The sequence below is a fragment of the Mesorhizobium sp. M1163 genome (genome assembly GCF_040318415.1).
Lineage (GTDB): Bacteria > Pseudomonadota > Alphaproteobacteria > Rhizobiales > Rhizobiaceae > Mesorhizobium.
Genome location: NZ_JAMYMF010000026.1, coordinates 1 through 14,597, shown reverse-complemented (window position 1 = coordinate 14,597; position 14,597 = coordinate 1). Strand labels below are relative to the sequence as shown.

Below are 14,597 nucleotides of genomic sequence, written 5' to 3'. Positions count from 1 at the left end.
GCTATTGCGGCAGCGATGCGACCTCCTCGTCCCATTTTTTCAGCAGCCGCTTGCGCTCTTCGCTCGAGCCATACTTCTTGAAGTCATAGTCGATCAGCTTGATGGTGGAGAGGTCGGGCGCCTTGTCGGAGGTTTTTGCCGCCTTGTTCGACGGAACCTGGAACGACCCCGCCTTTTGCGCCATGGACTGGACGTCGGCCTCGAGCGCCCAGTCATAGAATTTTTTCGCAGCCTCCAGGTTCCGCGCCCCCTTGATGATCGATTCCGAGCCGATCTCGTAGCCGGTTCCCTCGCAGGGAGTGACCGGAACGATCGGGAAACCTGCGACGACCTGCGACACGGCGTCGTGGATGAAGACGATGCCGATGGTGGTCTCGCCGAGACCGGCGGCCTTGATCGGCGCCGAGCCCGACTTGGTGTACTGGTTAACGTTCTTGTGCAGGGCTTTCATGTATTCGAAACCCTTGTCCTCGCCAAACAGCTGAACGATGGTCGCCAGCATATTGTATGCGGTCCCCGAGGAATTGGGGTTGGCGACCTGGATGTGCCCCTTGTATTCGGACTTGATCAGATCGGCCCAGCATTTCGGTTCGGGAAGATTGCTCTTGGCCAGCAGATCCTTGTTGTAGCCGAAGCCCAGCGCACCCGAATAGATGCCGACAGTGCGGTGGCCGGATGTTTCCGCCTGCTTGATCGCCCATGGCTGCAACTGGTCGAGCAGCGGCGATTCATATTCCTCGGTCAGGCCCTCCTCGGCTGCCTGCAGATGCGGGTCGCCGGTGCCGCCCCACCAGATGTCTCCCTTTGGGTTGGCGGCCTCAGCGCGCAATTGCGCATAGATTTCGCCAGCGCTCTTGCGGGTCATATTGACGGTGATGCCGGTCTTCTCCTCGAACGCCCGTGCCGTCTGCTGGCACCAGACCTCATCGACGCCGCAATACATGGTCAGGCTTTCGGCGGACGCCGATGCCGACGCGGCGGCGAGGATGCCGGCGCCAAGAATTGCCCATTTTTTCATGTTGAAATTCCTCCCTAAGTTATTTGCCGACTTATGAAACCCAGATACGCGGAAAATTCAAGTTGGAAGGGTGCGGCGGCCTTTGCGTCTTTCGCCGACTTCCCGCTCAACATGTTCGACAGACTGATGCGGATCAATCTTTGCAGTCACCTGGCGGATCGTCTAGCGCTGCTGAACATCCCTTAGACGATGGCTCGGTCCCAGCCGCCATAATGCGCAGCGCTGCGCGTGCCGCGCGTCAGGCTGAGCCCGACCAGCAGCGCTCCGATCGCCAGATTGGCGAGGCTCGCCGCCGCACCGCCGGCGAGGATAAAGGGAGAGAGGGCGATCCAGGCTCCAAGCGCGATGTTCAGAAAGCGGACGGCGCGCCCCACTTCGGCCATCGCCGTAACGGCGACCATTATGACCAGGCAGCCGGTGACATGGTCGCTGAAGTAGAGCGGCGGGCTTGTGCCGAAGGCGAGCGGCGTGATCATCAGCAGGGCGCCGGCGAGGGTGCTGGCGACTAGGGTCCATGGGAAGTTCACACCGCCGGTGACGAAGTCCCGCGCCACTTCCGACAGCGGCCGGTCGAGGTCGGGCGCCGGCGTCTGGTCCTCCGAAAGTGCCGGGCCTCCGCACCAGAATGTGCGCCAGAACGGCTCTCCCGCCTGTTTCACACGCCAAAGATACTGGCAGCTCGCCAGCACCTCGTCGACCGAATAGGGGATGAGCACGACCGTGACGGCAGCCTGGACGATGCAGAGCGTGCACAGCGCTCCGATGAGCGGCGGCTGGATGATGATGAAGCCGACGCTGACCACGCCGAGCGGGACGACCAGCAAGCCGAACAACAGCACCATCCACGGCATGGTGCGCCAGCGGCGGCGGTCGCCGATCGCGCCGGCGAGAATGTCCAGCGCATAGGCAAAGGCGCCCAGCCCGGCATCGGCGATCGGAAAGCCCTTGGAGACCCAGGAGGTGACCACCGCCTCGCTGCCATTGCCGGCCGGCGTTCCGCCCGGGCCGAAGAACGGTTCCCAAAGGCCATCGATATGGCCAAGCTGATAGGCAGCGAGATAACGCGAGACGAACAGGCCGACAAAGGCGAGGCCGATTATGGGAATGCGCTGGGTGAAAAGCGAGGGCGAATAGCTCCAGCCGAGCGGCCGGTCGTCATCGGCGGCAAGGGCACGCCGGCTGATACCCGGCGTTGGCGGGACCATCACCGCGAACGCGACGATCAGCATGCCGGCCAGCGTGTCGGTCGCGTAGGCTCCGGCGCTGGTGGTCCAGAACAGGAGCGGCGCGAACATCACCCAAACCCCAATCGAGGCGGTGATCCATTGCAGTCCGTGCCAGCGCCGGCGCATGCCTACAAGCGCCAGCGACAGGATGGCGAGGCCGGATACGATCTCACTGATGCCGAGCCTGCCGTCGCGCGTCTCCGGCGAGGCGATCTCATGTCCGAGCGCCGGCGGAATCGGTGCTGAAGCGGGATCGAACAGGCCGAGCGTGAAGGGCGCCGCCACGAGCCACAGTCCGATGGCAACATTGGTCAGTGGCGCCCAGAGCGTTGCGGCCCGGTGGCGTTCGGTTTCCACCTCGACCTCGTCGTCTGAGCGCTCGAGCGGACGCCGCAGCCTTGCGGCGGCCTGGTCGAGCTCGGGCGCGGAAGCGGCGACCGCCGACGGTTCAAGCTTGTTCTTCTTGTACCAGTCGGTGGGATCCGCCTTCAGCCGCCGGATCATTTCCGGCAAGGTAGCGGTCAGGCTGTGCCGCGGCTTCCAGCCAAGCAGCCGCCTGGCGCGGGAGATGTCGATCTCGTAGTGATCGTCGGCGTTCTCGATCATCCATGGCTTGATGTCGGTCTCCTGGTCGAAAACCTTCTCCTGCATCCAGGCGCCGAGCTTCGTCACCTCCTTGGGCAGGGACAGGGTCCGCCAGGTCTCGCCATGCAGGAACCGCCCAATCTGCTTCTGCATCTCGTCGTAGGACGGCGTCTGCTCTTCGCCGATCAGCAGTACGGTCTCGTCGGGAAGCTCGCTGCGCCGGTCGACGGTGCGCACTACGGCGTCGACGACGTCGTCCAGGTGCAGGTAAGGCTGATGTCGCCGGTGAAAAGATAGGCGGTCGGCATGCGCTCGAAAATGCGGGCGATCTGCTGGGCGATGAAGGCGGCGTGGCAATCCTCGTCATAGACACCCGCCAGTCGCAGGATCGCAACCTTGATGTCGCCGTGCTCCTTCAGGATCAGCGTCTCGGTCTCGGCCTTCGATCTCGGATAGGCCCAGGCCGGATCGATCGGCGATCGCTCGTTGATCTTGGCGCCCTTCGCCGGGCTCGGCGCATGCACCAGCAACGTGCTCGAAAACACGAACTGCTCCGTCTCGATCCCCCTCAGCGCGTTCAGCAGCCGGCGCGTTCCCTCGACGGTCACCGCGCCGTATTTCGGATTATCCTCGCCGGTCGTGTCGTAATAGGCCGCGAGATGGATCACGGAGGCAATGCGGCCGCCACTCCGTTCGCGCACCTCCGCCAGCGCCTTCGCCACGCTCGTATCCGAGGTAAGGTCGATCTCGATCGTCTCGACGCCGGGCAAGGACCGCCTGGCAACGTCGAGGCCGATGATGTCGTAGCGCTCCGTCAGGCCGCGAGCGATGGCCTGGCCCAGAAACCCGCTGCTGCCTGTGATCAGGACGGTGGGACGGGTTTTGCCGGTCATGGCGAATCTCCTTTAGCGGGGGTAAAAGGAGCCAAATGCTTTCAGTCGCACACTCGGAACCATGTTTCCTTGAGAACGGTTCCCGATGAGGTGGCACCCCAGAAAGGGCGCGCGGCGATCCGTCAGACCGACTGCCATTCGCTCCGGCGGATTGCATTCGTGCACAAGTGCAGGACGACTGCCATTGGCCTACCGGTCGCGGAGTGCAGCAGTCAGAATGTCGATCAGCAGCTTGCCGCAGCGGCGATCTGGATCGCGTTCGGGATCATAGATCGTCACCTCCATCCCAATCACGCGTGAATCGTTGCACCATGTGCGAAGGGCTTCGACGGCTTCGTCGGGCAAGACACCGCCGGCTTCCGGCGTATCGACAGCCGACATGATCTCGCTGTCCAGCACGTCGACATCGAAGTGAACGAATACACCCTCGACGTCCTGCCCTGCGACCGCATCAAGCGCTACGCGTGCAGCATCGGCGACGCCGAGCCGCCGCACTTCAGCCAAATCCATCCGGCGAACATCGGTGTCGAAGACGGCCTTGGACGTATACGTCGCCGGGTCCTGCACATCGCGGTAGCCGAATGCGACCACGTCGGCCTCACGGAACAAAGGAGTGTGCTCGCCGAAATCGGTCAGGAGCTTCGGTCCATGGCCGGTCACGAAGGCCAAATCCATGCCCGCGGCTCCCTTTGAGGGCGAGGTATCCGGCAATTTGAAATCCGTGTGCCCATCGAAAAAGATAAGGCCGTAGCGGCCACGACGCCGTAGCGCGAGCGCGGGGCCAAGCAACACGCTGCAATCGCCGCCGAGTATGAGCAGGAACCCTCCCGAGTTCAGCTCCTCGCCGACGCCTTCGGCAAGCGTCTCGGAATACTGGCGCAGCGCCTGGGCATTGCGCACGCCCGTCGCAGGGTCCACCTCAGGCCGATAGGGCGGAGCCCGAACCGTGCGCAACGGACCGGCGCCCAAACGGTTGGCGAGACCAAGCGATTGAAGTACCTCCGGCGCCTTCCATGCGCCGGGCTCCGGCTCACCCTCCCGCGGCATCAGCCCAAGATTAGAGGGCGCGCCGAGCAAAGCGATATGTCTCGCCTGAGGGGTGGTTCGTGGCATTGTCGTGCTGGCTACTGAGGACATGATCAGAGTTCTCCGCGTTGTGGGCAATAGGCATCTGCTCAAGAAACAGGCTGCGCTTTCCTCCCGGTCTCCCGTCGACTTTGCCGCCGAGTACCTCCGGGGCCTTGTCGCCGAGTACCTCTGGGTCGGTGTTACGCGTAACGGAACATTTCGAGCGAAGGCGTCGATGTTGTCCCGCAGATGCAGTCACTGATTCGCTTTGGGCAGCGGCACCGTCCCACGCTGCAGGAGCGGAGCTCGATACCGGTCGTTTGGGCCATATCGGGTTTCCTAGAGCCGAACTGCCATCTTTGACCTATGCGTGGTGTGCCCGCGTTCTGGCGGCCTTTTGCGCCGCCGCCTTCCTTCCGCTGGCGCCTTTCGTCTCGGCGGCTTTCTTTGCTGCTGCGGAACGCTCCTCAGCCGTCCGGCGCGAGGCCGCACGCTTTGCCTGCTGCGCCAGCGCCTCGTGCGACGCTGTGTTCTTCGGCTCGTGCTCGAGCACCTTGGAGACGGCTTTCGAGACCCGCGGGCGGCGTTTCGGCGTGCGTTCGCCCTGGCCAGCCTCATAGGCGTATTCGGCGCTTTTTCGCGTGCTCTCCTTCACCTTGCCCTTTTTGGGCGGGGGCAGGTCTACGCCTGCGCGTCTCGCCTCGGAAAGCCCGATGGCGATAGCTTGCTGGGTCGAGCGCGCGCCGTGCTCGCCGCGGCGGATTTTATCGATCTCCTCGTGCACGAACTCGCCGGCCTGCGTGCTCGGCGATTTGCCCTCGCGCTTGTCCTTTCGGGCCTTCTCGATGGTTTTCTTGTCCGGCATTGTCTTTCTCCCACATACGGCTCCCACATACGGATTGCGACAGCCATTGGGGTTGCAGCTGCGCGCTGTCTTACGAGGACCTTAACGCGTTGAGGACGCAAATGATCCCGGGACTGGTGATCCAACCTCCAGCTGTCAGGACGTGGACGCCGATCTGTCCGAAATCAGATGGCGCAAGAACCATCGGCTCGCGAGATCCGCGACTTCGTCCAGCGCTGCCATGGGCGAAGAGCACAAGGCCGCGGGCATCCGGGGTAACGAAAGATTGCCCTCGTGCGTGATAGGCCCCGCGGGAACATGCACGACGTGCTCGCTATCCCGGTCCATATCCACCTCCGCTAAGTCGATCTGGTGCCAGGCGCCGGACCCGCACTCGCGTGCCCAGCCAATTCCTCTTCGGAAGCGGCAGGCTTGGGCACGGACCTGGCGAGGAGCGCGCGGACCTCTTCATCGCTCGTCTGTGAGAAATCCACGTACCACCGCCCGACACCGAGCAGCGGGTCTGGTGTCGTCGCGCAAACGACCTCGTCGGCGTCCGCCCGCATCGCGTCGCAAGTGTCGGGGCTACCGACGGGAACGGCCGCGACGATGTGGGCGGCGTGGTTTTTTCGCAGCGCCTTGATCCCGGCCCGCATGGTCGATCCGGTCGCAAGCCCGTCATCCACGAGGATAATGGTTCGTCCATTCAACTGCGGTGGGGGCCGCCCGTCCCTGTAGAGGTGCTCGCGGCGCAGAAGCTCTTTTTCCTCCTTTGCGGCGACCGCGTCGATGACATGTGGCGGGATCGCGAGACCGCTGACGATTTCGTCGTTCAGGACACGTATGCCTGCGGGCGCGATCGCTCCCATGGCAAGCTCCTCGTGACCGGGAACGCCGAGCTTGCGCACGACGAAGACGTCGAGCGGTGCCTTGAGCGCCTGCGCGACCTCGTAGCCGAGCGGCACGCCGCCTCGGGGCAGTGCCAACACGGTCACGTCGTCGCGCCCGGCAAAGCGAACGAGCTCTCCGGCGAGTCGCCGCCCGGCCTCGCGGCGATCTGAAAAGATGACAGCCATGATCTTCAATCCGCGTGCATCTGTTTTTCCGGTGGATGTTTTTCACCAGCCTGCGGCGACATCCCGTGGGATGGCTGCGACGCCGGTTACCGTTTGGAACTCGCTCGCTGCCTGGACGTTCCAAGAATAGTTTCGATCGCGAGGTGCCGGCACGTGCATTGGCGCGGGATCGAGAGGATGGCGATCGCACAAGCCTCGTCCGGCCAGCTGGCAATCTCGCGATGCGCGGCAACAGCGCGTTTGGCGACTTGTTGCCTAAGCAATCAGAGAGAGGAATATCCCATGCAAGTTCAGGAGATCATGAGCCGTCGGACCGAACTGGTCGGCCCGAACACGACAATCAGGGATGCCGCCCGGAAAATGCGGGCCGACAATCTCGGTGCCCTTCCGGTCGGCGAGAATGACAGGCTGGTCGGCATGGTGACCGACCGCGACATCGTGATGCGCGGCGTCGCCGAGGAGCGCTCAGCCGGCAACACGACCGTTCGCGAGGTCATGTCCGAGCATGTCTATTGGTGCTTCGACGATGCCGATATCACCGATGCGGCGAAGATCATGGCCAAGCATCAGGTGCGTCGTCTTCCGGTGATCAACCACGACAAGCGCCTCGTCGGCGTCATTGCCTTGGCCGACCTCGGGCGGACCGATGAGGAAGCCGCCAAGATCGCTCTCGAAGGCGTTTCCGAGGCGACGGACGATCCCCGGCGCTAGACGCTCGCCCTGAGCGGTTGCCGCCGTGCTCGCCGCTCTCCTTCCACAGGGGCTGAACGCCGCCTGATCAGGCAACCTTCAGTTTGGCAACTATCGCGCTTTCACTTCTATGCGGCGTGTTTTGTCCTTTGCAGCGGGATTCTTCGGAAGCTCGACAGCCAAAACGCCGTTCCTGAAAGTGGCCTGCACCTTATCGGCATCGATCTCCGTTTCTAGGGGGATGGTCCGCTGAAATCGGCCATAACTGCGTTCGCTGTAAGTGCGGCCGCCGTCGCCTTCCTTGTGCTCCGAACGCTTCTCGCCCGTAATGGAGAGGGTGTTGTCGCGCAGCTCGAGCTCAACATCCTTCTGCTCGAGCCCCGGCAATTCGGCGGTGACCTTATAGGCTTGGTCTGTTTCGTATACGTCGACGCTCGGCCAAAGACCGCCGGCCGTAGTCGCTTCGGCCATTGGCGCAAAGAAGTCGTCGAACAGGCGATCAATCTGCCGGTGAAATGACGTGAGCGGGTCTCGCGCGGATGGGTAGAGGCTGCGCGATGGCGTCCTGGGCGCCAAATCGTGATGTGCCATGGTTCTTCTCCTGTTTTTCGTGTCTGCATCACTCGTCGCCATGTGATCGGCGACGGCAAATAAAACTCGTCCGCCCAGGAGGATGTTCCGAGCGCGCCGGCCAAGAAAGGCGGTCGAAAAAACAGCGGCAAAAAGCCGGCCCAAATTCCTTCATGACGGGACCTCCGACAATGAATGCGCGTCAGGACATGCCCATCGGGGAACAACGGGCAGGTACGGCTGTTTGGTCACATCGGGCGTAGTCGGATTTGAACGGAAGGAGGATTTCGATGAACGCCACCGGACTCGACGTATTCGACAAGACGCTGCAGACCGCCAACACCTGGCTCGACGAGATCATGGACGAGATTGGACCGGATCGGCAGGTCGACTGGCACGTTCTCGGCGCGGTGCTGCACGCGCTGCGCGACCGTATGCACCCGGACCTTGCAGCCCACCTCGGCTCGCAGCTGCCGATTCTGGTGCGGGGCGCCTTCTATGACCAATATCAGCCCTCCAAAGCTCCCGAGAAGATGCGGTCGCTCGACGAGTTTCTGGCCAAAATCAAGGCGGAGCTGGAATTCACCCGTCCGGTCGATTCCAAGGATGCATTCAGGGTCGTGTCCAAGGTGCTCGCCCATCATGTCGGAGAAGGACAGATGCACAAGGTCTGGGAATCCCTTCCAGGAGAGATCAGACGCATCGCGGAAGCTCAGCAAGCGGCGTGAACGGCGCCGACGCGGGTTTCTCGGTCGCAACCTCCTTGGGGAAATGGCAATGCCACTTACCCTTATCAGTCCGGCGTTCCCGGCAGGCGGAACAATTCCCGAAAAATATGCGCGTGACGGCCAGAACGTCTCGCCGCCGCTGAAGTGGTCCGGTGTTCCGGATGGTACCAAGAGCCTTGTTCTTGTCGTGCAGGATCCCGATGCGCCAAGCGGGGTTTTCGCGCACTGGGCGGTCTTCAATATCCCGCCGGATGCCGGCGGACTCGCCGAGGCCGAAGACGGCAAGCCCGGCCCGTCGGCACTCAGGCAAGGCACCAACGATTTCGGCAATGCCTATTACGATGGTCCGCAGCCGCCTGCAGGGCACGGCGTCCACCATTACCACTTCCTACTGGCCGCGCTCGATGTGCCGAGCCTCAGCGTACCAGGACAGGCGGGCGTGCATCAGGTCTGGAAGCAAGCCCAGAAACACGCATTGGAGGAGACGGAGTTGGTCGGAACCTACGAACGGCCGGCGTGACGCGGGCCGCGCCGATCGCCGCCTTCACAGTGGCCGCCTTCACAATGTAATCTGGGCAAGCGGTTTTCGGGCAGGGCCGTGGATGACCGAACCGTCGGCGGCGAAGATCGAGCCGTGGCAGGGACAATCCCAGGTGTGGTCCGCATTGTTCCAGGTTACGGTGCAGCCTTTGTGGGTGCAGGTCGCCGAAACCGCCTGGAGTGCGCCTTCGGTGTCTCTCCAGGCCGCAATCTTTTCGTCTCCCCTGACGATCACGCCACCCATGCCGGGCGCAATGTCGTGGGTGCTCGAGACGATCGATTGACTGCGGCCATTCTTGTGGAAGTCCTCGGGATAGGGCCGCGCCGGATCGTAGAGTTTTTGCCATGGGCTCGGGCGGGCGCAAATCAGGTCGGCGATCATCGTTCCCACGGCCGTCCCGTTGGTGATGCCCCAGGCGTTGAAGCCCGTGGCAATGCGGAAGCCGGCGGCCTTGGTGGGATCGGGTTCGCCGGCGTATGGGATCCTGTCGGCCGTATCATAGTCCTCGTTGCACCAGCGCCACGCGACGTCGCCGACCGGAAGGTTCTTTCTTGTCCATTTTTCCAGTTCGACAAACCGCTTCGCCAAGTCGCCATCCCAGCCGGTGTTGAATTTGGGGCCAAGCGTGACCAGCAGCGGACCTTCGGCATCACGGCCTGTGCGAATGGAATGCGTCGGCTCGTCGATGCCGATGAACATGCCGTCGACAGGGAGGGGATCATCGATCCGAAAGGCTATCACGGTGTGGCAGCGCGGTTGCGTCCGGTTCGCCATGCCGACGGGGCTCTTCACCGTCATGTTGGTGGAGACGACGACGTGCCCGACATCAACGGCGCCGCCATCTGTGACGACGCGCCAGCGGATTGCCTCGTCGATCGAGGTGGCGCGGCTGTTTTCAAAGATCCGACCGCCACGGGCCGTCACCGCTTCCGCCAGACCAACCAGATACATCGCCGGATTGAACTGCGCCTGGTCGGGGAACCGTAATGCCGCGGCCGTTTCGAAAGGCAGCGGTGCGCGTTCGAGAAACTCGGCCTCTAGCCCGACCTGGCGCGCGGCCTCCGCCTCGGCCGCGACCTCCGCGCGCCGGCGATCGTCGCAGGTGTAGGTATAGGCTTCCTTGCTCTCGAGATCGCAGGCGATGGCGTAGTTGTTAACCCAATCGCGGATTTGTCGGGCGCCGGCGGAATTCGCATCGGCGTAGACCTGGGCCAACTCCCGGCCGACAGTGTCGATGAGATGACGATAGATCAGCGTATGCTGCGTGGTGATCTTGGCCGTCGAGCGGCCGGTCACCTGGCCGCCCGTGCGCAGGCCTTCGAGGACGACCACCGATCGGCCCGCCTCGCAAAGCCGAAGCGCCGTCGTCAGCCCGACAATTCCAGCCCCCACGACAACGGCGTCCGCATGGATCGAACCTTCGAGCTGGGGATAGTTCGTGGATCTGGCTGCCGCCACCCAACAGCTTCCCGGTTTTCCCAAGAGAATGGCCATTTCAACCGCGTTCCTTGCGTCTCGGTGCACTTCCATCGACAACCGCGCCGGCAGAGGAACGTTCCCGAGCTTGGTCGCTTTCAATCATTGTCTCGCCGCCCCGGGTCAGAAAAGCACCAGGAAGATGTGAGGTGCAGGCCATCACCCACGTGATCGCCTCGCGGTCGTATTCGTCGCCGGAGCGCCAGTCCTCGAAGAAGGCGTTCAGCCTATCGACACGCCCCGGCCAGATACCGGCGGCCTGCAGGCCGAGCGAAACGCCGTAATTGGTGAAGGCGAACTTGGTGTCGCCCAGCCATGGGGCACGGCTGAAATAGCCGGGCGGGTCGACCCACATCGTTTCCAGGGTTCGCAGGGAACGCCTCGTCTGGGCCTCGGCCCACGGCTCGTCGGGAAAGAAATGGGCGAGCCACAGCATCATGCCGAGGCCGAGGTCCTGCTCGATGTCGAGGGTGCGCCAATCGCGCTGCATCAGATCACGCATTTGCGCGATCTCGGGCGCCAGTGCGTCCTCATCGAGCGTCCGGTAAGAGACGTAGCCGTCATAGGCATCCATGCTGCCGAGACCGTAGCCAGGATATGGGCTGCTTAGATCCTCCTGCATCTTCCAGATCACACCACGGCCGGGGACCACAAATGCCGGGTGAATGTCACGCGCCAGCGCAATGCCGCGCTTGCGGTATTCCGGCTTCAGATCGCCGAGGCGCGCCAAGGCGAACAGCCACATCGCGAGATAGTGGAAGTACTGGCCGTCGCGATCGGCCGCTTCGCCGATCCTCAGTCCGCGCCGGCGGCCGAGCACACGCTCGACATCGGCGACCAGCCGCTCGGCCGCGTCCAGCCAGCGCTGTTCGCCAGTTTCTGTGTAAAGCGAGACGTAGAGCACGACCCCGAATGCATCGGTCCACAGATATCGCAAGCCGTTGGGCCAGATGCCTTCGGCGCGCATCCAGTCGAGTTTTCGCAGGACGTAGTCGACGTCACGCAGCATCGTGCCAAAGCCCGAACTGGCCGAGCCGGCCGATGTTCGGTGTCGCGCGATTGTGAGCATGCAGAATTTCGAGCATGTCTCTCCTCCGTTGCGGTCGATCTGGCCAGATACCGCGAAACGATCTGATCGGCGGCAGGTTCCTTGGCGCTTTCAACGGCGCGACCGGGAACCCTCCGCCTGGTCATAAGTTTGCGAATTGGCCTTGGACGGTGCGGGGACCACGTGGCCCGAACTCATGCCCGGACTGGCCGAGCGGAGCAGTACAGAAAGCGACAATCGCGCGAACAAGACAAAGTGCACTGTCACCGTATTGTGTTTTGGAAGTCAGTTGCCGCGTCTATTTTTCCACGGAACCTTCCAGCGAGAGCATCGTAAACAACGGGATGCGGGAGGTTGCAGCCTTTCGATCAAGGAGGCAAAATTGCGACACCGCCAAGTCAAAGTTAACGGAGACGCTATTTTCTTTCGCGAGGACGGCCCGGCCGACGCTCCGGTGCTTCTGCTGCCGCACGGCTATCCCTGCTCGTCCTATCAGTTTCGAAGGCTGATGCCTGGACTGGCAGATCGCTGGCACACGTTCGCGCCGGATTTTCCTGGCTTCGGTTACAGCGCCACGCCCGACATGGCTGCATTCGGCTACGATTTCGATGCCTATGCCGGGTTTCTGGCGGCTTTCGCTGACGCGCTCGGCCTATCCCGCTATGCGCTGTGGCTGCACGACTATGGCTCGCAGATCGGATTGCGCCACGCCATCGCCTATCCGGAGCGCGTTGCCGCGCTTATCATCCAGAACGGCGACATCTACGAAGACGTGCTCGGCCCGAAATACGCAGCCATCAAGATGTATTGGAACGATAAGACGTCCGAGAAGCATCGCCCGCTGGAAGATGCGGTCAGCGAGGAGGGCTTCCGGCACGAGTTCATCGGTGAAGTTGGCGAGGCCGTGGCCGAGCGCGTGCCACCGGATCTGTGGAAACTCCATTGGCCTCTGATGGACACGCCAGCCCGTCGGCGGCTTGCGGTCGGCCTGATGGAGAAGCTGGAGGGGAACCTCAACTGGTTCCCGAAATACCAAGCTTATCTGCGCAAACGGCAACCGCCGACACTGATCGTCTGGGGTCCCGAGGACGGCTATATGCCGGTCGCATCGGCCCGCGCCTACAAACGCGACTTGCCGCGAGCTGAGTTCCACCTCCTCGATGGCGCCGGCCACTGGCTACTGGAAACCCATTTCGATGAGGCGCTTGCGTTGGTGCGCGACTTCCTTGCACGCGTCCACGGCTCATGACCGATGCATCCCTCGGGTAACCTATTGAAAGCATGGTGAACCGACCGGTCTGTGGCGAACCAGTCTCCGTTTGATATTTCCTGCTAACAGGCAAAAAGCAGGGTATTTGTGCGAAATGCGCGCTTTGGGCGGGCAGAACATCAATATCTTGTCGCGATGTCAGCTACTTAGTGGGAGATTTCCTGCGCGAGGCGTCAGGGAATATCGACCAGATTTGCGTGAATATTCGCGGCCGCCGGTGAATTAACAGGGAAATCCGTTGTCGTTATGTGGGATGCGATTGCCGTTAGCTGGGATCGAATGTTCGTTATCCGGGAACGCGCTGCCGTCTTGCGGAAAATGAACGCGCAATAACGATTCTAATCGCGCTTGCGACGGAATGCAATGCTCCTCACCCGGAAAGACATTGTCATAGCGCGGGAGGCGATTGTCGACTCGCAAGAGGCTATCTCAAGGCGATGAGCAGTAACCGACGGCGGGGGTGAATAGGGGTATTTTGCTGACTTGGCCGTTCATGAGACGCAGAGTGTAGTTTACGATATCTCGGTTCTGGATCGAGGCCCGGCTTTGATCTGATGGACCTAGGCCGCTCGCCGTCGATCCGGCCAGTTGTTAGGTCCGCCGCTTCAACGAACTAGCTGAACTGAGCTTAACGATTCGGTATTGATTTGAGCGTTTCGAACTCGATCAGGTCGAGGGTAGCTGTGGTGACCTCCTCTACTCGCACGCGATGCACACAGTAGACGCCACCGGGATTGTTCGGCTTGCACAAGTTGGGAGCAGCGCATTGGCAGGGCAGCCGAGGCGCCACGATCGATGCGGAACTCCGAGCGGCCCCCAAATGTCCGGCGGTGTCAAGCCGTAAAGGCCGACGACAGGAGTCCCTACTGATGCCGCCAGATGCATGGAACCACTCTCATCTCCTAGAAAGATAACGGCGTCGCCAAGCAATGGGTCAACCTCGCCGTCGGGAAGTACCGACCGGTGCGGAACCAAGCGGATTCACGCTTGTCGGCAGCGGACGCCGGCGGTTGGCGGTCTGCACTCGAGCAGGCTCCTAATTAGCGAGACAAGCGTCCAGAGCGGAGGCCAATCTTGGCACGCGACTTCGCCAGCCTGAACGACCGCTCTCCTCGGCTTAGTCAAGCATACCTACGGAATGATGCGCCTGGCCGGTGACAAATGAATCTCTGCTGGACCGCCGATGATATGGGGAGGCGCTCGCAAATCGCGCCCTACGCGCGGGTTGATCGGTTGAACAACATCAAAGCTTGAATATGAGAAATGCGCTAACTGTGACGGCGGTGGTCACCGTGGCTCGAGTGTCAGCAGATGTGGTAAGGTTGCGTGTCGGCGAGTAGCAGAGGTCCAGCAACAATGACTTTGAGGCGAACCAGAGCTTACGGCGCATCCGGCTTGGCTCTAGCGGTTTGCACTGTGTTTGCTTGGCAGAACGCCACTGCTGCTCACAATTGCCACGCAGCCGCGACGCCTGGCGTTAATTGGCACGAGTGTGACAAGAAGCTTCTCATCCTAGAAGGACAGGACCTGAGCGGGGCGAACCTGTTCGGTGTTGATTTCACTT

12 protein-coding genes and 1 pseudogene are annotated in these 14,597 nt (G+C 62.2%); 4 read left to right on the top strand and 9 right to left on the bottom strand.

What is annotated here, in order from left to right; genetic code table 11:
• Window position 1: 1 nt before the first annotated feature.
• From NKH43_RS23060 to NKH43_RS23040, 5 genes and pseudogenes are all read right to left on the bottom strand, one after another.
• Window positions 2–1,018, bottom strand: coding sequence for an ABC transporter substrate-binding protein (locus NKH43_RS23060; protein ID WP_352860063.1), 1,017 nt, complete (start codon window positions 1,016–1,018; stop codon window positions 2–4).
• Between the two features lie 182 nt (window positions 1,019–1,200).
• Window positions 1,201–3,722 (bottom strand): annotated as a pseudogene (locus NKH43_RS23055) (NAD-dependent epimerase/dehydratase family protein).
• Window positions 3,723–3,911: 189 nt separating this feature from the next.
• Window positions 3,912–4,799: an arginase family protein gene (locus tag NKH43_RS23050; protein WP_352860062.1), complete on the bottom strand. Its 888-nt coding sequence runs from the start codon at window positions 4,797–4,799 to the stop codon at window positions 3,912–3,914.
• A gap of 355 nt (window positions 4,800–5,154) precedes the next feature.
• Window positions 5,155–5,655 carry a DUF6496 domain-containing protein gene (locus NKH43_RS23045; protein WP_352847241.1) on the bottom strand — a complete coding sequence of 167 codons (501 nt, stop codon included), beginning with the start codon at window positions 5,653–5,655 and terminating at the stop codon, window positions 5,155–5,157.
• A 338-nt stretch (window positions 5,656–5,993) separates the two neighbouring features.
• Window positions 5,994–6,710, bottom strand: a complete 717-nt coding sequence (locus NKH43_RS23040) for a phosphoribosyltransferase (protein ID WP_352860060.1) — start codon at window positions 6,708–6,710, stop codon at window positions 5,994–5,996.
• Between the two features lie 282 nt (window positions 6,711–6,992).
• Here NKH43_RS23040 and NKH43_RS23035 point away from each other — a divergent pair, with 282 nt between their 5' ends.
• Window positions 6,993–7,421, top strand: a complete 429-nt coding sequence (locus NKH43_RS23035; protein ID WP_023677862.1) for a CBS domain-containing protein — start codon at window positions 6,993–6,995, stop codon at window positions 7,419–7,421.
• Between the two features lie 90 nt (window positions 7,422–7,511).
• On the opposite strand, the gene NKH43_RS23030 is transcribed toward NKH43_RS23035, so the two are convergent.
• Window positions 7,512–7,991, bottom strand: a complete 480-nt coding sequence (locus NKH43_RS23030) for an Hsp20/alpha crystallin family protein (RefSeq protein ID WP_352847248.1) — start codon at window positions 7,989–7,991, stop codon at window positions 7,512–7,514.
• Window positions 7,992–8,260: 269 nt separating this feature from the next.
• On the opposite strand from NKH43_RS23030, the gene NKH43_RS23025 reads away from it, so the two are divergent.
• Together NKH43_RS23025 and NKH43_RS23020 are read left to right on the top strand one after the other, a co-directional pair.
• Window positions 8,261–8,698: a DUF2267 domain-containing protein gene (locus tag NKH43_RS23025; RefSeq protein ID WP_352860059.1), complete on the top strand. Its 438-nt coding sequence runs from the start codon at window positions 8,261–8,263 to the stop codon at window positions 8,696–8,698.
• 49 nt (window positions 8,699–8,747) lie between these two features.
• Window positions 8,748–9,218 (top strand): YbhB/YbcL family Raf kinase inhibitor-like protein, encoded by a 471-nt coding sequence (locus tag NKH43_RS23020; RefSeq protein ID WP_023720888.1) that lies wholly within the window; start codon window positions 8,748–8,750, stop codon window positions 9,216–9,218.
• Between the two features lie 39 nt (window positions 9,219–9,257).
• Here the strand turns inward: NKH43_RS23020 and NKH43_RS23015 are convergent, their stop codons facing one another.
• Window positions 9,258–10,733 (bottom strand): FAD-dependent oxidoreductase, encoded by a 1,476-nt coding sequence (locus tag NKH43_RS23015; protein ID WP_352860057.1) that lies wholly within the window; start codon window positions 10,731–10,733, stop codon window positions 9,258–9,260.
• A gap of 1 nt (window position 10,734) precedes the next feature.
• Window positions 10,735–11,784 (bottom strand): hypothetical protein, encoded by a 1,050-nt coding sequence (locus NKH43_RS23010; RefSeq protein ID WP_352860055.1) that lies wholly within the window; start codon window positions 11,782–11,784, stop codon window positions 10,735–10,737.
• A 175-nt stretch (window positions 11,785–11,959) separates the two neighbouring features.
• On the opposite strand from NKH43_RS23010, the gene NKH43_RS23005 reads away from it, so the two are divergent.
• Window positions 11,960–13,012, top strand: a complete 1,053-nt coding sequence (locus tag NKH43_RS23005) for an alpha/beta fold hydrolase (RefSeq protein WP_352860053.1) — start codon at window positions 11,960–11,962, stop codon at window positions 13,010–13,012.
• Window positions 13,013–13,729: 717 nt separating this feature from the next.
• Here NKH43_RS23005 and NKH43_RS23000 read toward each other — a convergent pair.
• Window positions 13,730–13,918, bottom strand: coding sequence for a glycosyltransferase family 9 protein (locus NKH43_RS23000; protein ID WP_352860103.1), 189 nt, complete (start codon window positions 13,916–13,918; stop codon window positions 13,730–13,732).
• Window positions 13,919–14,597 lie beyond the last annotated feature (679 nt).